20 protein-coding genes and 1 pseudogene are annotated in these 21,298 nt (G+C 64.5%); 8 read left to right on the top strand and 13 right to left on the bottom strand.

The annotated features are described in order from the left end of the window. Positions 1 to 107 precede the first annotated feature (107 nt). The gene (locus IX761_RS26005) at positions 108 to 1,361 is read left to right on the top strand and encodes an OprD family porin (protein ID WP_194792348.1); all 1,254 of its coding nucleotides are present in this window, start codon (positions 108 to 110) and stop codon (positions 1,359 to 1,361) included. Between the two features lie 193 nt (positions 1,362 to 1,554). After that, positions 1,555 to 2,538 carry a LysR family transcriptional regulator gene (locus tag IX761_RS26000; RefSeq protein WP_194792347.1) on the top strand — a complete coding sequence of 328 codons (984 nt, stop codon included), beginning with the start codon at positions 1,555 to 1,557 and terminating at the stop codon, positions 2,536 to 2,538. On the opposite strand, the gene IX761_RS25995 is transcribed toward IX761_RS26000, so the two are convergent. Next, positions 2,438 to 3,124, bottom strand: a complete 687-nt coding sequence (locus IX761_RS25995) for a Crp/Fnr family transcriptional regulator (RefSeq protein WP_194792346.1) — start codon at positions 3,122 to 3,124, stop codon at positions 2,438 to 2,440. The genes IX761_RS26000 and IX761_RS25995 overlap by 101 nt on opposite strands. Positions 3,125 to 3,215: 91 nt before the next feature. Between IX761_RS25995 and IX761_RS25990 the strand changes: the two genes are divergently transcribed. Continuing rightward, positions 3,216 to 3,740, top strand: a complete 525-nt coding sequence (locus tag IX761_RS25990) for a DUF962 domain-containing protein (protein WP_194792345.1) — start codon at positions 3,216 to 3,218, stop codon at positions 3,738 to 3,740. Between the two features lie 110 nt (positions 3,741 to 3,850). Here IX761_RS25990 and pcaC read toward each other — a convergent pair whose 3' ends face one another. The 9 genes from pcaC to pcaR all read right to left on the bottom strand — a co-directional run bounded on the left by pcaC (position 3,851) and on the right by pcaR (position 13,692). Continuing rightward, a complete protein-coding gene (pcaC, locus tag IX761_RS25985) occupies positions 3,851 to 4,243 on the bottom strand; it encodes a 4-carboxymuconolactone decarboxylase (protein ID WP_070093782.1) in 393 nt (130 codons plus the stop codon). A 10-nt stretch (positions 4,244 to 4,253) separates the two neighbouring features. Beyond that, positions 4,254 to 5,045 carry a 3-oxoadipate enol-lactonase gene (pcaD, locus tag IX761_RS25980; protein WP_194792344.1) on the bottom strand — a complete coding sequence of 264 codons (792 nt, stop codon included), beginning with the start codon at positions 5,043 to 5,045 and terminating at the stop codon, positions 4,254 to 4,256. Positions 5,046 to 5,056: 11 nt separating this feature from the next. Further along, positions 5,057 to 6,409, bottom strand: a complete 1,353-nt coding sequence (locus tag IX761_RS25975) for a 3-carboxy-cis,cis-muconate cycloisomerase (protein WP_194792343.1) — start codon at positions 6,407 to 6,409, stop codon at positions 5,057 to 5,059. Between the two features lie 9 nt (positions 6,410 to 6,418). Beyond that, positions 6,419 to 7,708, bottom strand: coding sequence for an MFS family transporter (locus tag IX761_RS25970; protein WP_194792342.1), 1,290 nt, complete (start codon positions 7,706 to 7,708; stop codon positions 6,419 to 6,421). A gap of 225 nt (positions 7,709 to 7,933) precedes the next feature. Further along, a complete protein-coding gene (pcaF, locus tag IX761_RS25965; RefSeq protein ID WP_194792350.1) occupies positions 7,934 to 9,139 on the bottom strand; it encodes a 3-oxoadipyl-CoA thiolase in 1,206 nt (401 codons plus the stop codon). After that, on the bottom strand, positions 9,136 to 9,915 hold the full coding sequence (locus IX761_RS25960; RefSeq protein WP_194792341.1) for a CoA-transferase subunit beta: 780 nt from the start codon (positions 9,913 to 9,915) through the stop codon (positions 9,136 to 9,138). Before IX761_RS25960 ends, pcaF begins: the two co-directional genes overlap by 4 nt. Next, positions 9,912 to 10,772 (bottom strand): CoA transferase subunit A, encoded by an 861-nt coding sequence (locus IX761_RS25955; RefSeq protein ID WP_194792340.1) that lies wholly within the window; start codon positions 10,770 to 10,772, stop codon positions 9,912 to 9,914. The genes IX761_RS25960 and IX761_RS25955 overlap by 4 nt, the downstream gene beginning before the upstream one ends. 289 nt (positions 10,773 to 11,061) lie before the next feature. Further along, positions 11,062 to 12,408, bottom strand: a complete 1,347-nt coding sequence (locus IX761_RS25950) for an MFS transporter (protein ID WP_194792339.1) — start codon at positions 12,406 to 12,408, stop codon at positions 11,062 to 11,064. 414 nt (positions 12,409 to 12,822) lie between these two features. Continuing rightward, a complete protein-coding gene (pcaR, locus tag IX761_RS25945; protein WP_228534006.1) occupies positions 12,823 to 13,692 on the bottom strand; it encodes a pca regulon transcriptional regulator PcaR in 870 nt (289 codons plus the stop codon). A gap of 516 nt (positions 13,693 to 14,208) precedes the next feature. Here pcaR and IX761_RS25940 point away from each other — a divergent pair. Together IX761_RS25940 and IX761_RS25935 are read left to right on the top strand one after the other, a co-directional pair. Continuing rightward, the gene (locus IX761_RS25940; RefSeq protein ID WP_194792338.1) at positions 14,209 to 14,415 is read left to right on the top strand and encodes a hypothetical protein; all 207 of its coding nucleotides are present in this window, start codon (positions 14,209 to 14,211) and stop codon (positions 14,413 to 14,415) included. 306 nt (positions 14,416 to 14,721) lie between these two features. After that, positions 14,722 to 16,194 carry an inorganic phosphate transporter gene (locus IX761_RS25935; RefSeq protein ID WP_194792337.1) on the top strand — a complete coding sequence of 491 codons (1,473 nt, stop codon included), beginning with the start codon at positions 14,722 to 14,724 and terminating at the stop codon, positions 16,192 to 16,194. Between the two features lie 61 nt (positions 16,195 to 16,255). On the opposite strand, the gene IX761_RS25930 is transcribed toward IX761_RS25935, so the two are convergent. From IX761_RS25930 to IX761_RS25920, 3 genes are all read right to left on the bottom strand, one after another. Next, positions 16,256 to 17,077 carry an ATPase gene (locus tag IX761_RS25930; RefSeq protein ID WP_194792336.1) on the bottom strand — a complete coding sequence of 274 codons (822 nt, stop codon included), beginning with the start codon at positions 17,075 to 17,077 and terminating at the stop codon, positions 16,256 to 16,258. Between the two features lie 87 nt (positions 17,078 to 17,164). Further along, positions 17,165 to 18,160: an NAD-dependent epimerase/dehydratase family protein gene (locus IX761_RS25925; RefSeq protein WP_194792335.1), complete on the bottom strand. Its 996-nt coding sequence runs from the start codon at positions 18,158 to 18,160 to the stop codon at positions 17,165 to 17,167. A 49-nt stretch (positions 18,161 to 18,209) separates the two neighbouring features. Then, positions 18,210 to 19,100, bottom strand: coding sequence for a LysR family transcriptional regulator ArgP (locus IX761_RS25920; protein ID WP_194792334.1), 891 nt, complete (start codon positions 19,098 to 19,100; stop codon positions 18,210 to 18,212). A 124-nt stretch (positions 19,101 to 19,224) separates the two neighbouring features. On the opposite strand from IX761_RS25920, the gene IX761_RS25915 reads away from it, so the two are divergent. The 3 genes and pseudogenes from IX761_RS25915 (at position 19,225) to IX761_RS25905 (ending at position 21,282) form a co-directional block, all read left to right on the top strand. Beyond that, entirely contained in the window at positions 19,225 to 19,824 is a 600-nt protein-coding gene (locus tag IX761_RS25915) for a LysE/ArgO family amino acid transporter (protein WP_194792333.1), read from the top strand. 223 nt (positions 19,825 to 20,047) lie between these two features. Next, positions 20,048 to 20,323: pseudogene (locus IX761_RS25910) on the top strand (LysE/ArgO family amino acid transporter); the annotation flags it as partial. Positions 20,324 to 20,685: 362 nt separating this feature from the next. Then, a complete protein-coding gene (locus IX761_RS25905) occupies positions 20,686 to 21,282 on the top strand; it encodes a superoxide dismutase (RefSeq protein WP_194792332.1) in 597 nt (198 codons plus the stop codon). Positions 21,283 to 21,298: the final 16 nt, after the last annotated feature.

Below are 21,298 nucleotides of genomic sequence, written 5' to 3'. Positions count from 1 at the left end.
CCATCGCCCACGCAACGTTGCACATGTTCTCTCAAAAAGATGCCCACCCTGCGGCCCGCACCCGCAGCGCCCCGGCTCACCCAATAAAAACAAGAGATCCACCACAGATGAGCACTTTGCACCCCGCACGCCAGCTGCTGCCCGGCCTGTTGGCCATGTCCTGCGCCCTGCCCGCCCTGGCCGCCGAAAGCGGCTTCTTCGAGGACGCCAAGGCCAGCCTCAACCTGCGCAACTTCTACATCAACCGCAACTTCGTCGACCCGGCCAACCCCCAGGGCAAGGCCGAAGAATGGACCCAGAGCTTCATCCTCGACGCCCGCTCCGGCTTCACCCAGGGCACCGTCGGCTTCGGCGTCGACGTGCTGGGGCTGTACTCGGTCAAGCTCGACGGTGGCAAGGGCACGGCCGGCACCCACCTGCTGCCGGTGCATGACGATGGCCGCCCGGCCGATGACTTCGGCCGGTTGGGCGTGGCGTTCAAGACGCGGCTGTCGCAAACCGAACTGAAGGTTGGGGAGTGGATGCCGGTGCTGCCGATCCTGCGTTCGGACGATGGCCGCTCGTTGCCGCAGACCTTCCGTGGCGGCCAGCTCACCTCGAAGGAAATCGATGGCCTGACCGTCTACACCGGCCAGTTCCGCGGCAACAGCCCGCGCAACGACGCGAGCATGGAAGACATGTTCATGCAGGGCCGCGCCGGCATCACCTCCGACCGCTTCAACTTCGCCGGCGGCGAATACAGCTTCAACGACAAGCGCACGATGGTCGGCCTGTGGGACGCCCGGCTCAAGGATATCTACCGCCAGCAGTACCTCAACCTGGTGCACAGCCAGCCACTGGGCGATTGGACCCTGGGCGCCAACCTCGGCTACTTCATCGGCAAGGAAGACGGCAGCGAGCGTGCCGGCGAACTGGACAACCGCACCGCTTCGGCGATGCTCTCGGCGCGCTACAAGGGCCACACGTTCTATGTCGGTTTGCAGAAGGTCAGCGGCGACGATGCCTGGATGCGGGTCAACGGTACCAGCGGCGGCACCCTGGCCAACGACAGCTTCAACTCGAGTTTCGACAATGCCAAGGAACGTTCCTGGCAGGTGCGCCACGACTTCAACTTCGTCACCGTCGGTGTTCCAGGGCTGACGTTGATGAACCGCTATATCAAGGGCGACAACGTGCACACCAGTACCGTGGACGATGGCAAGGAATGGGCGCGGGAAACCGAGTTGGCCTATGTGGTGCAGTCGGGCACGTTCAAGGACCTGTCGCTGAAATGGCGCAACTCCACCATGCGCCGGGACTACAGCACCAATGCGTTCGATGAGAACCGGTTGATCGTGAGTTATCCGTTGAATCTGCTGTAGCAGGCCCGGCCTCTTCGCGGGCAAGCCCGCTCCCACAGGATTGTGCGCAACCTTGTGGGAGCGGGCTTGCCCGCGAAGAGGCCGGCAATAACAACAAAGAACAAAAATGAATATATAAATCAAATAACATTCTTTGACGTTATATGTAACAAAAGCTAAAACCGAGCCCTGACCCCCGCACCAGAGCCCGAGCATGGACCTCCGCCAACTGCGCTATTTCATCGCCCTCACCGAATACCGCAGTTTCGTCCGCGCCGCCGAAGCCATGGGCATCACCCAGCCAGCCTTCAGCCGCGCCATCCAGAACCTCGAACACACCTTCGGCTGCCCCTTGGTCGACCGCGGCCACAAGGCCCTGCCCCCCACCCCCGAAGGCCAGGTGGTGCTGCAACATGCTCGGCGCCTGGTGCAGGGCGCGGCGCAGTTGAACAACGAGGTCTTGCAGATGACCAAGCTCGACGCCGGCGAGCTGCACTTCGGCAGTGGCCCCGCCCTGGCCGTGCACCTGGTGCCGCAAGCATTGCGGCAATTGCTCGAGCAGCATCCCGGCATCCGCACAGCGCTGGTGGTGGACAATGCCGAACGCCTGGGCCAGGCCCTGCGCCGCGAGCAGATCGAATTCTTCGTCGATGACATCCGTCCGTTCGAAGCCGACCCGAACTTCCACACCCAACCACTCACCCCACGCCCCGGCCTGTTCTTCTGCCGCCCCGGCCACCCGCTGCTGGCCAAGGACAGCCTGTCGACCAACGACCTGTTCGCCTACCCCCTGGCCAGCGCCCTGCTCGCCCCCGGGGTGCGCAAGCGCCTGGCCAACCTCAGTGGGCGCAGCGACTTCACCCCGCACCTGCAGACCGAGCACCTGGCGGTGCTGCGCAGCGTGGTACTGGCCAGCGATGCCATCGGCACCGCCAGCGAAGAGGCAGTGCGCGAGGAACTGGCCGCCGGCAGCCTGGTACGCCTGCACTGGCGCAACCTGCCGCCGGGCCTGGAAGTGCTGAGCGTGCGTTGCGGGGTGATCAGCCGCAGCGGCTATCGCCTGTCACCGGCAGCCAGGGCGATGATCGACACCCTGGTCAGCCTGGATGCTGCGCCATTGCCCGCAGACGCTGGGCATCGACAATCTCCACCTCGCCATAGCCCAGGCGCACCACGCCGGATTGCTCGAGGTTCCTGAGGATCTGGTTGATGGTCTGGCGCGACAACGACAGCATCAGCGCCAACTGCTCCTGCGACAGCTGCAAGCGCCACTGGGCGACATCGCGCTCGCCGTAGCCCTCGGCAATCTGCAACAGGCGGTGCGCCACCCGTGGGGCGGCGGCCAACAGGCTTTGCTGCTCCAGGGCGACGAACACCCAGCGCAGCTTGTGGCTCATCAGCAGGGCCAGTTCACGCCAGTGCCGAGGCTCACCTGCCAGCCATTCGAGCAAGGGTGCCTGCGGGATCCACAGCAATCGTGTGGCGCCCTCGGCGAAGGCGTCATGGGTGCGCGGCTGGCCATCGAACAGGCTGATCTCGCCAAACCAGTAAGGTGGCTCAACCAGCGTCAACAGTGCCTCCTTGCCCTCGCTGCTGACCGCCCCCACGCGCATGGCGCCTTCAAGCACCGCATACAGGCCACACGGCGCGTCACCGCGCTGGAACAGGCATTGCCCCGGCGCCAGCTCACGGGTTCGGGCCAGGGCCAGCAGGCTATCCTGAACGGTAACGGGCAACTGCCGGAACCACTGGCCGTGCAGCAACTGACTACGTGGATCGGGCATGTCACCTCGCAAAGCGGACTCTGTCGGCCAGGCGACAGACGACATCGGATGGACGGGGCAAGCTGCGCCTACCCCTGATGGAGGAACAACAATGAAAAACCTCGTCGAACACCTGAGTCAATACGCGGCGTATCACCGTGACCCGCGCAACATCGCCACCCACTTCGTCGGCATCCCGCTGATCGTGCTGGCGGTGAGCATCCTGCTGTCGCGCCCCGGCTGGGACGTGGCCGGCTTCTGGCTGTCGCCGGCGCTGCTGCTGGCCACCTGGTCGGTGTGGTTCTACCTGCGCCTGGACACGCGCTTCGGGCTGGTGATGGGCTTGTTGCTGGGGCTGTGCCTGTGGGCCGGACAGGCGCTGGCGCAGCACAGTACCGGGCTGTGGCTGAGCGCCGGGCTGGGGGCGTTCGTGGTGGGCTGGATCATCCAGTTCGTCGGGCATGCTTACGAAGGGCGCAAGCCGGCATTCGTCGATGACCTGAGCGGGCTGATCATAGGGCCATTGTTCGTGGTGGCGGAGCTGGCGTTCATGGCCGGGCTGTGCGGTGAGTTGAAAAAGGCCGTGGAGGCCAATGCCGGGCCGGTGGCAATCCGTCAGAAGAAAGCCGCAGTCTGACATTGGCGCTGCGTGGGCTTCATCGCTGGCAAGCCAGCTCCCACAAGAGCAGCAAACACCGGCTCCTGTGGGAGCCGGCTTGCCGGCGATGAGGGCGACACCGATTCACTTCACTGGCGCGACTCAACCCCCAGCTCATCCCACACCGACTCCGCCAGGTGGAAGGTGGCATTGGCCGCCGGGATGCCGCAGTAGATCGCACTCTGCATGATCACTTCCTTGATCTCTTCGCGCGTCACGCCATTGTTGGCCGCAGCGCGCAGGTGCAGCTTGAGCTCGTCGTTGCGGTTCATGCCAATCAGCATGGCAATGGTGATCAGGCTGCGGGTGTGCCGGGGCAACCCCGGGCGGGTCCAGATATCGCCCCAGGCGTGGCGGGTGATCATTTCCTGGAACTCGCCGTTGAAGTCGTTGAGCTTCTCCAGGCTGCGGTCCACATGGGCATCGCCGAGCACCGCCCGGCGTACCTGCATGCCGGCGTCGTAACGTTGTTTCTCGTCCATGGCGGATGCCTCAGCGAGCCAGCAGGAAGTCGAGCACGCGACGGCTGAAGGCCTCGCCGATCTCGACATTGGACAGGTGCGCCGCCGGGAACTCGGCGTACTCGGCGCCCAGGATGCCCGCCTGCATGAAGCGGCCATGCTCCGGCGTGGTCACCACGTCGGCGCTGCCGGCGACGATCAGGGTCGGCACCTGGATGCGGTTGAGCTGGTCGCGAAAATCGGCATCACGCACGGCGGCGCAATTGGCCGCGTAGCCGGCGGGCGAGGTGTGCGCCAGCATCTCGGTGATGCGCTGGGCGATCGCAGGCTCGGCGGCAGCGAAGTCCGGGGTGAACCAGCGGGCGATGGACGCATCGCGCAGGTCACGCATGGCCTGCTGGCCACCCTTGAGCACCGTGTCGATGCGGGTATTCCACACCTCGTCGTTGGCGATTTTCGCCGCGGTATTGCACAGGGTCAGGCTGAGCAGGCGCGCGCCGGCGTTGATACCCAGCCATTGGCCGATCAGGCCGCCCATGGACAGGCCGACGAAATGAGCCTTGGGGATATCCAGCGCATCGAGCAGCGCCAGCACGTCACGGCCCAGTTGTTCGATGCTGTACGGCCCCTCGCTGACCAGCGATGCGCCATGGCCGCGGGTGTCGTAGCGCAGCACGCGGAAATGCGCGGTCCAGGCCGGGATCTGCGTGTCCCACATGCCAAGGTCGGTGCCCAGCGAGTTGGACAGCACCAGCACCGGGGCATTGACCGGGCCTTCGAGTTGGTAATGCAGTACGCCATCGGCCAGTTGCAAGTGCGCCACAGCGGTCTCCTTCAGGATGTGAAACGTTGATGTTCGGCCACGGCGCGCGCCACCCAGACGCGAGACTGGCCGAGGTAATGGGCTGGGTCGAGCAGGCGATCGAGTTCATCACTGGCCAGCTCGGCGCTGACCTGCGGCTCGTCGCCCAGCACGGCGCGCAGGTGGCGCTGTTCGGCCACCGCGCGCTGGCAGCATTGCTCCAGCAGGTGATGGGCGCGGTCGCGGCCCAGGCGCTGGGCCAGGACGATACTGACCGCCTCGGCCAGTACCAGCCCTTGGGTGAGGTCGAGGTTGCGGCGCATGCGGGCGGCATCCACTTGCATGCCCTCGGCGATCACCTGGGCCTGGTGCAGCGCGCCGGACACCAGGCAGCAGATCTCCGGCAGGGTTTCCCACTCGGCGTGCCACAGGCCCAGGCTGCGTTCGTGCTCCTGGGGCATGGCGCTGAACAGCGTCGAGACCAGGCCGGGCACGCGGGTGGCAGCGCCGATCAGCACGGCCGCACCCACCGGGTTGCGCTTGTGCGGCATGGTCGAGGAGCCGCCCTTGCCTGGTGCGGAAGGCTCGAACAGCTCGCCCGCCTCGGTCTGCATCAGCAGGCTGACATCGCGGCCGAACTTGCCCAGGCTGCCGGCGACAAGGCCCAGCACCGAGGCGAACTCCACCAGGCGGTCGCGCTGGGTGTGCCAGGGCTGCTCGGGCAGTGCGAGCTTCAGCTGCTCGGCCAGCGCCTCGGCCACCGGCAAGGCCTTGCTGCCCAGCGCCGCGAGGCTGCCGGAGGCGCCACCGAACTGCAGCACCAGCAAGCGCGGACGTAACTCCTTCAGGCGTTCTCGATGACGGGTCAGGGCACCCAGCACACTCGCCAGCTTCATCCCCAGGGTGACCGGCGTGGCGTGCTGCAACCAGGTACGCCCCACCAGCGGTGTGTCGGCGTGCAGCAAGGCCTGGCGGGCCAGGGTGTCGGCCAGCGCACCGAGGTCACGCTCGATCAACGCCAGCGCATCACGCAACTGCAGCACCAGGCCACTGTCCATCGCATCCTGGCTGGTAGCGCCAAGGTGCACGTAGCGCTCGGCCTCGGGCACGCCGCTGGCGATCACCTTGCCCAGCGCCTTGACCAGCGGGATCGCCGAGTTGCCGGCCACGGCGATGGCATCGGCCAAGGCCGGCACATCGTAGCGCTCGGCCTTGCAGGCCGCCTCGATCACCGGCACCACCGCAGGCGGCACCAGCCCGACGGCGGCTTCGGCCCGGGCCAGCGCAGCCTCGAAGTCGAGCATGCCCTGCAAGCGGCCACGGTCGCTGAAGATCGCGCGCATGGCCGGGGCGGTGAAGTAGCCGTCGAACAACTGATTGCTCATGCAACGTCCTTAATGATCGTGGTGCAGGTACGCCGCCTGCTTGGGCAGGCGCAGGCTGAACAGGAAGGCGATCGCCATCATGGCCGTTACGTACCAGTAGAAGGTGTTCTCCATGCCCAGGGTCTTCAAGCCCAGGGCCACGTATTCGGCCGAACCACCGAACACCGCGTTGGCCACCGCGTAGGCCAGCCCCACCCCCAGCGCGCGCACCTGCGGCGGGAACATCTCGGCCTTCACCAGGCCGCTGATCGAGGTGTAGAAACTGACGATGCACAGCGCCAGGGTCACCAGCACGAAGGCCATGAACGGGCTGCTCACGGTTTTCAGCGCCATCAGCAGCGGCACGGTGAAGATCGTACCCAGGGCGCCGAACAGCAGCATCGAATTACGCCGGCCAATGCGGTCGGAGAGCATGCCGAACAGCGGCTGCAAGATCATGAACAGAAACAGCGCGCCGGTCATCACGAAACTGGCGCTCTTGGCGTTCATGCCGGCAGTGTTGACCAGGTACTTCTGCATGTAGGTGGTGAAGGTATAGAAGATCAACGAGCCACCGGCGGTGTAGCCAAGCACGGTGATGAACGCCGCCGTATGGTTGCGGAACAGGCCCTTGATGGTGCCGGCGTCCTTGTCCTTGCGGGTTTCGGCACTGCTGGTCTCGTGCAGCGAGCGGCGCAGCATCAGCGAGATCAGCGCGGAGATGGCACCGACCACGAACGGGATGCGCCAGCCCCAGGCGCGCAGCTCGTCTTCAGTGAGCAGTTGCTGCAGGATCACCACCACCAGCACCGCCAGCAACTGGCCGCCGATCAAGGTCACGTACTGGAACGAAGCGAAGAAGCCGCGCTGGCCGCGCAATGCCACTTCGCTCATGTAGGTGGCGGTGGTGCCGTACTCGCCGCCCACCGACAGGCCCTGGATCAGACGCGCCAGCAACAGCAGCGCGGGGGCCAGGGTGCCGATGCTCGAATAGGTGGGCAGGCAGGCGATCATCAGCGAGCCGAAACACATCATCAGCACCGAGATCATCAGCGAGTTCTTGCGCCCGTGGCGGTCGGCCAGGCGGCCGAAGATCCAGCCGCCGATGGGACGCATCAAAAAGCCTGCGGCGAACACACCGGCCGTGTTGAGCAACTGCACCGTGGGGTCGTCGGAGGGGAAGAACGCCGGGGCGAAGTAGATGGCACAGAAGGCGTAGACATAGAAGTCGAACCATTCCACCAGGTTGCCCGACGAGGCACCGACGATGGCGAAGATGCGTTTGCTGCGCTCTTCGCCGGTGTAATAGGTTGAGGTCATGGTGCGTTTACTCCTGGAGGGTCACAGGTAATTCTAGACATACCTGGTTACACACTCGTTCCGCTATCGGGATCACGCTGCACCTTGTCTGTAGGAGCGGCCTCGTGTCGCGAAAGGGCTGCAAAGCAGCCCCAGCGATATAAAGGTGGTGCAAAGATCCTGGGGGCGCTTCGCCCCCCTTTCGCGACACGAGGCCGCTCCTACACACAAGCACTGTGCTTCGGATCAGACCCGCTCGATGGCCAACGCCAACCCCTGCCCAACGCCCACGCACATGGTCGCCAGGCCTTTGCGCCCGCCACTCTTTTCCAACTGATGCAACGCCGTCAGCACCAACCGCGCACCACTCATGCCCAGCGGGTGGCCCAGGGCAATGGCCCCGCCATTGGGGTTCACCTGCGGCGCATCGTCCGCCACACCCAGTTCGCGCAGCACGGCCAGGCCCTGGCTGGCGAAGGCTTCATTGAGTTCGATGACATCGAAATCCGCCACGGCAATGCCAAGGCGTTCGGTCAGCTTGCGCACCGCCGGCACCGGACCGATGCCCATCACCCGTGGCGCCACACCAGCGCTGGCCATGCCCAGTACCCGGGCACGTGGGGTCAGGCCATGTTTCTTCACGGCTTCAGCCGAGGCGAGGATCAGCGCGGCGGCACCGTCGTTGACCCCCGAGGCGTTGCCGGCGGTGACGGTCTTGCCCGGGCCATTGACCGGCTTGAGCCGGGTCAGCGCTTCCAGTGTGGTGTCCGGGCGCAGGTGCTCGTCCTGCTCGACCACCGTCTCGCCTTTCTTGTGCGCAATGCGCACCGGCACAATCTCTTCGGCGAAGAAGCCCGCGGCCTGTGCGGCACCCGCCTTCTGCTGGCTGCGCAGGGCGAAGGCGTCCTGGTCGGCACGCGACACCTGGTAATCATCTGCGACGTTGTCGGCGGTCTCGGGCATCGCATCGACACCGTACTGCGCTTTCATCAACGGGTTGATGAAGCGCCAGCCGATGGTGGTGTCCTCGAGCTTCATGTTGCGCGAGTAGCCGCTCTCGGCCTTGCCCATGACGAACGGCGCACGCGACATCGACTCGACGCCGCCGGCAATCGCCAGCTCCATCTCGCCACTGGCGATGGCGCGGAAAGCGGTGCCGACCGCATCCATGCCCGAAGCGCAGAGGCGGTTGAGGGTCACGCCCGGCACGCTGTCCGGCAGCCCAGCCAACAGCAGGGCCATACGCGCGACGTTGCGGTTGTCTTCGCCGGCCTGGTTGGCGCAACCGAAGAACACTTCATCGAGCTGCTCCCATTGCACACTCGGGTTGCGCTCGATCAGTGCCTTGAGCGGCACCGCCGCCAGGTCATCGGCACGCACGCCGGCCAGGGCGCCGCCGAAGCGGCCAATCGGGGTGCGGATGGCGTCGCAGATGAATACGTCACGCATCAGGCTTCTCCTGCCACTTGGCCATGGGCAGCGGCGGTACGGGCTTCGAGGTCGCGCAGTGCGGTCAGTTCGACGTCGCTCGGGGCGGCGGTTTCCTGCACGTCATCGGCAAAGCGAATCGCCCAGCCGGTGGCTTTGATGATCTGCTCGCGGGTCACACCCGGGTGGATGGCGGTGACCACGAACTCATGGGTGCCGGCCTCGGGTTCCATGATGCACAGGTCGGTGATGATACCCACCGGGCCCTCGCCCGGCAGGCCCAGGCGCTTGCGCGAGTCGCCGCCTTCGCCATGGCCGACCGAGGTGATGAAGTCGAGCTTGTCGACGAAGGCCCGGGGCGATTGCTTGAGGATGATCAGCACCTGCTTGGCGGAACCGGCGATTTCCGGCGCCCCACCGGCACCCGGCAGGCGTGTCTTGGGAGCGTGGTAGTCACCGACCACGGTGGTGTTGATGTTGCCGAAGCGGTCAACCTGGGCAGCGCCGAGGAAGCCGACGTCGATGCGCCCACCTTGCAGCCAGTAGCGGAAGATCTCGCCGGTGGGCACCACGGTGTCGGCGGTCTCGGCCAGCTCGCCGTCACCGATCGACAGCGGCAGCACGCTAGGCTTGGCACCGATCGGGCCGGACTCGTAGATCAGCACCACATCGGGCGACGAGGTCAGGCGTGCCAGGTTGGCGGCCTTGGACGGCAGGCCGATACCCACGAAGCAGACAGCGCCGTTGCGCAGGCGACGGGCGGCGGCGACGGTCATCATTTCGGCAGTGGAATAGCTCATTGCGCGGCCTCCGCGGTGCTGGCCAGCTTGGCCTGGAATTCGGTGAAGTCACGGGTGCCACGGATGTAGGTGTCGATCCAGGCACTGAAGGTTTCACGGTTGCGGGCGATAGGGTCCCAGGCCTGGTAGAAGCGGTTGTCGCGCTCGTAGTAACCGTGGGCGTAAGAAGGATGGGCGCCACCCGGCACCAGGCACACCGCGCTCAACGCCCAGGTCGGCAGCACGCAGGCGTTCATCGGGGCCTTGAGGTCATCGACGATCTCTTCGACGGTGACGATGCAGCGCTTGGCCGCCAGGGCCGCTTCCTTCTGCACACCGAGGATGCCCCACAGCAGCACGTTGCCTTTGCGGTCGGCCTTCTGCGCGTGAATCACGGTGACGTCCGGGCGCACCGAAGGCACCGCGGCGAGCACTTCGCCGGTGAACGGGCAGGTGACGCTCTTGATCAGTGGGTTGACCTTGGGCAGGTCGGAGCCGGCGTAGGCGCGCAGTACCGCGAACGGCAAACCGGAGGCTCCAGCAACGTAGGCGTTGGCCAGGTCGGCGTGGCTGTGCTCTTCGATCTCGATGGCGTGGGGCCACTGCTTCTCCACCGCGTCACGCAGGCGGTGCAGCGAACCCACGCCCGGGTTGCCGCCCCAGGAGAAGATCAGCTTGCGCGCGCAGCCGGCACCGATCAGCTGGTCGTAGATCAGGTCCGGGGTCATGCGCACCAGGGTGAGGTCGCGCTTGCCCTGGCGGATGATCTCATGGCCGGCGGCGGTCGGGATCAGGTGGGTGAAGCCTTCGAGGGCGACGCTGTCGCCATCCTGGATGAACTGCTTCACGGCATCGTGAAGCGAGAGGATTGCTGCCATTGGAGACTCCTGGTCAGGACGAGCCGGGTCAGTGAGCAGCGGGCCCATGCGTCGCTGCGATGGGTCCAGATTAAGGAGGCTAGCGGGGTGGTGACAATCCGATAATCGCACTTATGTGCGATTATCGAACAAAATGTTATCCCGCTATCCATCTTCCCAATGCAACACAAGACCCTGTAGGAGCGGCCTTGTGTCGCGAAAGGGCTGCGCAGCAGCCCCGGTAATCCATGTGGTAACGCTGGGGCCGCTTTGCGGCCCTTTCGCGGCACGAGGCCGCTCCTACAGAAGGTCAGGTCGCGTCGGCGTGGCTCACCAGCCCTTTGACCACCACGCCCACGGTCGCCAGCGCTGCTGGCACCAGCAGTGCGGTCAGTACCTGCTCGAAGTTCCAGCCCAGCCCCAACAGGGTCGCCCCGCTCCAGGCACCGAGGATCGCGCCGAAGCGGCCGATGCCGAGCATCCACGACACGCCGGTGGCGCGACCTTGGGTGGGGTAGAAGCGCGCCGCCAGCGACGGCATGGCCGACTGCGCACCGTTGACGCACATGCCCGCCACCAGTACCAGGGTTGCCAGCAGTGTCATATTGCCCAGGCTCTGGCCTACCGCGTAAGCAAACACGCCAGCCAGCAGATAAAAGATGCCGATCACCTTGTGCGGGTTGAAACGGTCCATGGCCCAACCTACGCCCACCGCACTGAGCACGCCACCGAACTGGAACAGCGCGCCAATGAATGCAGCCTGCTCCATGCTCGCGCCACTGTCGCGCATCAGCGTCGGCAGCCAGCTGGTCAGCAGGTAGACAATCACCAGGCCCATGAAATAGGTCAGCCACAACAACACAGTGCCCAGGCCATAGGTACCCGAGAAAATCACCGCGAACACATTACGCGCCGCCACCGCCTTCTGCTCGGGCACACTGAAGCTCGACGCCTCGGCCACCACCGCGGGGGCGATCGGCGCCAGGGTCTTGCGTACCTTGTCGGTGCCGCGGTTGCGCACCACCAGGAAACGCGCCGACTCCGGCAGCCAGAACAGCAGCACCACCGCCAGCAACAGCGGCAGCACGCCACCGATCACCAGCAGGCTATGCCAGCCGTAGGCCGGGATCAGCTTGGCGGAAATGAAGCCACCGCCCGCCATCCCCAGGTTGAAGCCGCAGAACATGCTGGTCACCAGCAACGACTTCAGGCGCTCGGGGGTGTATTCAGACAACAAAGTGGTGGCATTGGGCATACCTGCGCCCAGGCCCAGGCCGGTGAGAAAGCGCAGCACCAGCAACTGGTCGACGTTCGTGGCATAAGCCGACGCCAGGCTGAAGCCACCGAACACCAGCACCGCGCCCACCAGCACACCCTTGCGCCCGAAACGGTCGGCCAGCGGCCCGGAGCCCAGGGCACCGAACACCATGCCGATCAACGCAGCGCTCATCACCGGCCCGAGGCTGGCGCGGTCGATACCCCATTCCTGAGACAGCGCCGGGGCGATGAAGCCCATGGCAGCGGTATCCAGGCCATCGAGGAAAACGATCAGAAAACAAAGGATCACCACCCGCCACTGATAACGAGACAACGGTTGGGCGTTGATGAACGACTGGACGTCGAGGCAGTTGCCGACGGTTGATTGCGGTTTGTTCATTGTTGTTATCCGGAAGAAAGGCACAGGCAGGCAACTGCGTACACGCGATGCGCAGGCGCGGAAAGTTTCGCAGAGAAACAACAGCCTTTGTTCAGCCGGAGTTAAGCGGTTGCGTTCGCGGGTGCGGCCGCGATTGCAAAAGATGGGTAATCATCGAAGGAGCCCTTTTGGCCTGTTGTTATTGTCAGGTCGGCACAGCCGACTTGTGCGACAGACATTAATCAGCGGGCCGGGCGTGCGCAATTCGTCGAACACGACATTGTGCGTTTATCGAACAGGAAACTTTTCCCCTGTTCGATTTCGGTGCATCGATTTCATCGCTGGCAAGCCAGCTCCCACATGCATGGCTTCTGCCCGGCACTTGTGGGAGTTGGCTTGCCAGCGATGGGGCGCACAGCGCCCCCCGGCAGGCGCTCAACCAAACAACTGATGGCAAAGGTCGCGGCTGGCCGCCAGCAGGATTGGCAGGAAGCGTTGCTCCAGTTCACTGCGGCTGACCCTGCCGACATGGGTGCTGACGTTGAGCGCCGCCAGCACCTGGCCCGAGGCGTCATAGATAGGCACGGCAATCGAGCGCAGGCCCTGCTCCAGCTCCTGGTCGACCACGCACCAGCCCTGCTCGCGCACTTGCTGGATGCAGGCGAACAGCGACTCGGGGTCATGCAGGGTGCGACTGGTACGGGCCTTGAGGTCGGCCCGATCGAGGTATTCGTGTAGGCTGGCGTCGTCCAGCGCCGCCAGCAGGATGCGCCCCATCGAGGTGCAATAGGCCGGCAGCCGGCCGCCCACCGACAGGTCCACCGAAATCAACCGTTCGACCGTGGCCGAGCGGGCGATATAGAGGATGTCGTCACCTTCGAGAGTGGCCATGTTGGCCGCCTCGTGCAACTGGTCGCTGATACGGTCGAGATAGGGCTGCGCCGAAACCGCCAGCGGCGTCGAGGACAAGTAGGCATGGCCAAGGGTGAGCACCTTGGGCAGCAACGAATAGGTGCGACCGTCGGTGGTCGCATAACCGAGCTTGATCAGCGTGTGCAGGCAACGCCGCACCGCCGCCCGCGGGATCTCCGTACGGTGGCTGATCTGGGCGATGGTGAGGTGACGCTTGCGCTCCTGGAACGCTTGAATCACCGCCAGGCCGCGCGCCAGCGAAGTCATGAAGTCAGGGTCGCCGGTGAAGGCCTGGATGCGTTTGGCCGCCGAGGCCACGATCGGTGGCGCCAAGGCCGGGCTGACGTTTCGCTCGGGTTCGTCGGCCACAGGGCCGTGGGTTTCGTCGCTCATGGAAACACCTCAAAAAAATCGGTCGCTTGTGCGATTATCGAACGAACGGCCGATAATCGCAATTGACCGCTGACACTTTTGCTTATACCTTTCCCCAGCCACATGTGGCTTCTTTGGAGAGACTGGTCAGGTACCCACCGTAGAAGTCCCAGGCAACGGCCTCGCCCACCCGCGAGGCCGTTTTTGTTTCTGACGCACGCAAACGAACTTCCAACAACCAGTCGCAGCCTATTCCGTCTTGTATGTAACGTTGCCTGCCCGCACATTGGGCATGTTGCAAGGTGCTGTCAGTATCCGGTAAAGAACAATGGCCTTCGCCCTGCGGGTTGCTATAATCGCTGGCGTTGGTTGTTGATCGATATCACGGATCCAATCAACTCACTTCCGTCACGCCCACACTTAGAAGCCTCTGCCTCGGGCATTGCGGCGACGGACATTTGCGCTGGATGGGGCAAGCCTGCACGTTCACCGTGTATTTACCACCAGCGCCAAACTTCAAACTTCTCAGGTATGACTGTGACGAAAGAAGAACTGCGCGCGGAACTCGAGCGCCAGGCTGAACGTTACAAGGATGTATACGGTGGTGAAGTCACCACCTACGCGGCGCAACCCGAACCGGAACGCAAACCCTGGCGCAAACGCGCGACCATTCGCGACCAGGCGTTCGCCCAGGAACTGGAACGGATGGAAAAGGACCTGCGCAGCGACGACGACCCCGCCTGATTGATATCACCGCGCCATCGGACAGCCTCCGCTGGCGTGGGGCATCGTTACCGGCACGGCCTTGCATGAAATGGAATCACACAAAATTCATACGTTCGTTTGAATCAGATCCGACAAGGCAACATCTGCCTAATTGATTGTTTTTGAAAGATTTTCGCGATCATTTGGTGAATTTTCGGCAAATACAGGCACATAGCCACACCCCTTGCTCGCTTCGCGATGCGTGCCATCGGTCTGCCGCAGGTGCATCGATTGCCATGGTTTTCTGGCATAATCCGCCCCCCCTAAGACCGCCAGACAACCTTCATGATCGATTTATTCAGCGGACTGGATGCCTGGGTCGTCGTGAGCTTGATGCTCGCTCTGACCTTCGTACTCGCCTTCGAGTTCATCAATGGCTTTCATGACACCGCCAACGCGGTAGCCACCGTCATCTATACCAAAGCCATGCCACCACACCTGGCCGTGTTTTTCTCCGGGGTGTTCAACTTCCTCGGGGTGCTGCTCGGTGGTGTCGGCGTGGCCTATGCCATCGTTCACCTGCTGCCGGTGGAACTGCTGATCAATGTGAACACCGGCCACGGCCTGGCCATGGTCTTCTCGTTGCTGGCCGCGGCCATCACCTGGAACCTGGGCACCTGGTATTTCGGCATTCCCGCCTCCAGCTCGCACACCCTGATCGGCTCGATCCTCGGCGTGGGCCTGGCCAACGCGCTGATCAGCGACATCCCGCTGGGTGACGGCGTCAACTGGCAGAAGGCGATCGACATCGCCATGTCGCTGGTGCTTTCGCCCATGGCCGGCTTCGCCGTTGCCGCGCTGGTGCTGCTTGGCCTGAAATGGTGGCGTCCGCTGTCGAAGATGCACAAAACGCCGGACCAGCGCCGCAAGCTCGACGACAAGAAGCACCCGCCGTTCTGGAACCGCCTGGTGCTGGTGATCTCAGCCATGGGTGTGAGCTTCGTGCACGGCTCCAACGACGGCCAGAAAGGCATCGGCCTGATCATGCTGGTCCTGATCGGTATCGTCCCGGCCAAGTTCGTGCTCGACCTGAACAGCACCACCTACCAGATCGAACGCACCCGCGACGCCACCCTGCACATGAGCCAGTTCTACCAGCGCAACGCCGCGACGCTGGGTGAGTTCCTGGCGCTGGGCAAGGCCCAGGCGACCGACCTGCCGGAGCAGTTCAGCTGCAACCCGCAGCAGACCGAGCCGACCATCGCCGCGCTGCAATCGTCGCTGCAAGGTGTGACCGACTACCGCGACCTGACTGCCGAGAAGCGCGTCGAAGTGCGCCGCTACCTGCTGTGCCTGGACGACACGGCGAAAAAAGTCGGCAAGCTGCCAGGCCTGGAAGCCCGTGAAAAGGCCGACCTGGAGAAGCTGCGCAAGGACCTCACCGCCACCACCGAGTACGCCCCGTTCTGGGTGATCGTTGCGGTCGCCCTGGCCCTGGGCCTGGGCACCATGGTCGGCTGGAAGCGCGTGGTACTGACCGTCGGCGAGAAGATCGGCAAGCAAGGCATGACCTACGCACAAGGCATGTCGGCGCAGATCACCGCGGCGTGCGCCATCGGCATGGCCAACATCTTCAGCCTGCCGGTGTCGACCACCCATGTGCTGTCGTCCGGCGTGGCCGGTACCATGGTCGCCAACAAGAGCGGCCTGCAAGGCGGCACCGTGAAGACCATCCTGCTGGCCTGGGTACTCACCCTGCCTGCCACGATGGGCCTGGCCGCCGGCCTGTTCTGGCTGGCGTCCAAAGCGATCGGCTGATCGCTTTCACAGCCATGAAAAAAGGCGCCTTCGGGCGCCTTTTTTCATGCTTGCGGACTGCTCAGGGGCGCGCGTTGATCTGCTGTTGCAGGTTCTGGATCTGGCTCTGCAAGGTGTTGATGGTGCGGGTCATCTGCCCGCGGAACGCGTCGAACTCCTGCACCGAAGCGCCGCCGGCTGAGGGTGCCGGACGGTTCTCGACCTGAGTCTTGAGCACCAGCATGTCCTGCTCCAGGCTTTCCAGCGCAGCGCTCGGGTTGCTCTTCTTCAGCGCCGCCACGTCACTGCTCAGGCTCTTGAGCTGACCATCGAGCTTGCCACCGTCTACCTGCCCCGACTTCAGCGCCGCCAGCTCGCTGTTCACCGCCTTCAACTGCGCCTGCAACTGGCTTTGCAGCTCAGTCACCGCCTTCTGCTGTTCACGGGTATCGGCGAGCACCTGCTCCAGGCGCTTGCCCAGGTCGCCCGCCTGGCCGGCAACCCCTTGCTGCTGCTTGCCCTGTTCGGTGAGGCTGGCCTGCAACTGGCGAATCTGCAGCTTCAGCGCCTCGCTGCCGGTATTGCTGGTGGATTCGCTGGCATCGACCTTGCCGCTGATCGCCTGCAAGCGCCCGGCGGCCTCTTCGCTGATGCGGGCAAAGCTCTCCTGCGTCGCGATCAATTGCTGCTCCATCAGCGAGATCTGCTGGAAGCTCCACCAGCCCAGCCCGCCCAAGGCAATGAACGAAGCTCCCAGCAACGTCCATAGCGGGCCATTGCTGCGCGGCCGCGCAGCCTTCTGCCGGCTGCGCGCCACGTGGGCGGGCAGCAGTTCGTCGTCATCGGGGGTGCCGGCACGCAGGGTGGGCACGTCGTCGAAATCGTCGTGGGCGTCGTTACGCATGGGGGCATTCAACCACTGTGGTAGCAAAGAGGCATGAGTATAAACCGCCGAAGCGGCGCACTGATGACCATCAACCCGGCCCTGGGTTCACTGCTGGCCCGGCTGTGCCTGCCACCAATGACAGAATTCATCCAACGCGGCCCAGGTATCGGTCTGTGGGCGATAGTCCAGGTACTGGCGCGCACGGCTGATGTCGAGGGTGAAATCGGTGCTCATCACCTGCATGGCGGTGCGCGTCAACGTGGGTTGCGGACGCCCGGGCCAGAGCAGACAGGCCGCTTCATTGAGCGCTGCCAGGCTGTAGGCCAGGCCGTAGGATCGGTAGCGGGTGACTTGCGGTAACTGCATGCGGCGCATCACGTAGTTCACCACATCCCACAGCGGCAACGGGTGACCATTGCTGATGTTATAGGCCTGGCCCAGCGCCTGCTCCTCGGCGAACAGCGCGCTGAGCAACGCCTCGTTGAGGTTGTGCACGCTGGTGAAGTCGACCTTGTTCAGGCCGTTGCCGATGATCGCCACCCGCCCCTTGCGCTGCATACGCATCAGCCGCGGGAAGATGCTCGCATCGCCAGCCCCGGTAACGAACCGTGGGCGCAAGGCAAGTACCTCCAAACCGAATTCCTGGGCGCCGAACACTTTCTGCTCGGCGAGGTGCTTGGTCAGCCCATAGTGATCGTGGAAGCGGCGCGGCACCTGGTCCTCGCGGATATCCCGTTGCGAGCGGCCATTGAAGTAGATCGACGGTGACGACAGGTGCACCAGGCGTCGCACATGCTCCTTGAGGCAGCCTTCGACCACATTCTCGGTGAGCACCACGTTGCCCTGGTGGAAATCCTGGTAACGCCCCCAGGTCCCCACCGCGCCGGCGCAGTGCACCACCGCGTCCACCCCCTGGCACAGGCGCCGGGCCAGCTCGGCATCACCCAGGTCGCCTGGGATGAACTGCGCCCCGCGCTTGACCAGGTGCTCCACGCCCTCCGCCCGCCGACCGTTGACCCGCACCTCCAGGCCATGCTCCAGGGCGAAACGCGCAAAGCGTCCGCCGATGAAACCGCTCGCGCCGGTGACCAGAATTCGCATGTAAGACTCCGCCTTGCCATATTTCGGATGCAACTGACGCTTGATCGGCCTACAAGGGCACCAGCCAGTCCTGGGCCGAGTGGCGCAGGTGCTCGGTCAGCTGGGCGAGCAGTTGCCCGCCGTTGCGCCAATGATGCCAGTACAGCGGCACATCGATAGGGGTATCGCTGCAAATTTCCACCAACTCACCCCGCGCCAGCTGTTCGCCGGCTTGCCGTTCCGGCACCAGCCCCCAGCCGATGCCGGCCTCGGTCATGCGCAGGAAGCCTTCGGACGAGGGGCACAGGTGATGCAGGAAACCATCCTCGATACCCAACGACGCCAGGTAGCGATGCTGCAGGAAATCGTCCGGGCCGAACACCACCGCAGGGGTGCGCGACAACCGCCGAACCTCGAAGCCGTTGGGGAAATAGCGCGCCATGAACGCCGGGCTGGCCAGCGCCCGGTAGCGCATCGCCCCCAGCGGCATGCTGCGCGCCCCCGCCACCGGGCGCTCGCTGCCACACAGGCAGGCGGCCACCTCGCCGGCACGCATGCGCTTGAGGCCAACCTCCTGGTCTTCCACCACCAAATCGAGCAGCACCTGCTGCTCGGCACAGAACGCCCCCACCGCACCTGCCCACCAGGTCGCCAGGCTGTCGGCGTTAAGGGCGATACGCAGGCGCTCCGGCATGCCCTCCTCGTCCAGCGCCGGCACCTGGCGCTGGAGGTCGCGTTCCAGCAGGCGCACCTGCTGCACATGGTTGAGCAATTGTCGGCCGACCTCGGTCGGGCTGGGTGGCGTGGCCCGCACCAGCACGGGCTGGCCGACCCGAGCCTCGAGCAGCTTGATGCGCTGGGAGATGGCCGATTGCGACAGCCCCAGCACCTGAGCGGCACGCTCGAAGCCACCCTGTTCGATCACCGCGGCGAGGGCGGCGAGCAGTTTGTAGTCGAACATCGATTTCTCTAATGAGTGATCAGCTCTATTTGTTTTTCTTATACAGGCGCAACCGCCACAATCGCCACATCTTTCTTGCAATCCGCGCGGGCTAGAACGCTCGCGCCCGTGGAGTGTTCCCGCTATGTGGCAAAGCTATCTCAACGGCATGCTGGTGGCCTTCGGCCTGATCATGGCCATCGGCGCGCAGAACGCCTTCGTCCTGGCCCAGAGCCTGCGCCGTGAGCACCACCTGCCGGTGGCGGCACTGTGCATCGTCTGCGATGCGCTGCTGGTCGCCGCCGGGGTGTTCGGCCTGGCCACGGTGCTGGCGCACAACCCGACGCTGCTGGCGGTAGCCCGCTGGGGTGGCGCGGTGTTCCTGATCTGGTACGGCGCCAAGGCACTGCGTAGCGCCTGCTCCAAGCAGAGCCTGCAACACCAGGAGGGCCAGGGCGTGCGCTCGCGCCGCGCGGTGCTGCTCAGCGCCCTGGCGGTGACCCTGCTCAACCCGCACGTCTACCTGGATACGGTGCTGCTGATCGGTTCGCTCGGCGCCCAGCAGACGGTGCCCGGGGCCTATGTAGCCGGTGCCGCCAGCGCCTCGTTGCTGTGGTTCACCACCCTGGCCGTGGGTGCTGCATGGCTGGCCCCTTGGCTGGCGCGACCGGCGACCTGGCGGATGCTCGACCTGATGGTGGCGGTGATGATGTTCGCGGTGGCGGCGCAATTGATTTTCAACTGATATCAGGCCTGCATGGCTCCTACAGGGGCCGGCGTCCGCTCACCAGCCTGGAAAGGACCATCACCGGCCGGCACCCGCCAAACCGCTCTGGAACCTCTATTCCCTATAGTTGTTGCGTGGTTATGCGCCGGGCCCGGTGCTATGATCCAGCCCTTGCGTCGCAAAGAGTACAAACTCGCCGACGCTCACCGGGCCGCCCGTGATCGGCCTTGCGCAAACCGNCCGCGCGGTGCTGCTCAGCGCCCTGGCGGTGACCCTGCTCAACCCGCACGTCTACCTGGATACGGTGCTGCTGATCGGTTCGCTCGGCGCCCAGCAGACGGTGCCCGGGGCCTATGTAGCCGGTGCCGCCAGCGCCTCGTTGCTGTGGTTCACCACCCTGGCCGTGGGTGCTGCATGGCTGGCCCCTTGGCTGGCGCGACCGGCGACCTGGCGGATGCTCGACCTGATGGTGGCGGTGATGATGTTCGCGGTGGCGGCGCAATTGATTTTCAACTGATATCAGGCCTGCATGGCTCCTGTAGGAGCGGCCTTGCGTCGCGATAGGGGTGCGCAGCGCCCCCAGGATTTCAGCCTTGCTGTAGAGATTGCCGGGGCCGCTCTGCGGCCCGATCGCGACGCAAGGCCGCTCCTACAGGGGCCGGCGTCCGCTCACCAGCCTGGAAAGGACCATCACCGGCCGGCACCCGCCAAACCGCTCTGGAACCTCTATTCCCTATAGTTGTTGCGTGGTTATGCGCCGGGCCCGGTGCTATGATCCAGCCCTTGCGTCGCAAAGAGTACAAACTCGCCGACGCTCACCGGGCCGCCCGTGATCGGCCTTGCGCAAACCGCGAACAGACCTGAATCAGGAGATCCACCATGGCTTTTGAATTGCCGCCGCTGCCGTATGCCCACGATGCCCTGCAGCCGCACATCTCCAAGGAAACCCTGGAGTATCACCACGACAAGCACCACAACACCTATGTCGTGAACCTGAACAACCTGGTCCCAGGCACCGAATTCGAAGGCAAGACCCTGGAAGAGATCGTCAAGAGCTCTTCGGGCGGCATCTTCAACAACGCCGCTCAGATCTGGAACCACTCCTTCTACTGGGAATGCCTGTCGCCAAACGGCGGCGGCCAACCGACCGGCGCCCTGGCCGACGCCATCAACGCCGCCTTCGGTTCCTTCGACAAGTTCAAGGAAGAGTTCACCAAGACTTCCGTTGGTACCTTCGGCTCCGGCTGGGGCTGGCTGGTGAAGAAGGCCGACGGCTCCCTGGCCCTGGCCAGCACCATCGGCGCCGGCTGCCCGCTGACCAGCGGCGACACCCCGCTGCTGACCTGCGACGTCTGGGAACACGCCTACTACATCGACTACCGCAACCTGCGTCCGAAGTACGTCGAGGCGTTCTGGAACCTGGTCAACTGGGACTTCGTTGCCCAGCAGTTCGAAGGCAAGGTCTTCACGGCCTGAGTGTTCGTACCTTGAT

Origin of the sequence: Pseudomonas sp. UFMG81, from assembly GCF_015354575.1 — a bacterium.
Classification (GTDB): domain Bacteria; phylum Pseudomonadota; class Gammaproteobacteria; order Pseudomonadales; family Pseudomonadaceae; genus Aquipseudomonas.
This window is presented reverse-complemented; position numbering and strand designations above follow the sequence as displayed.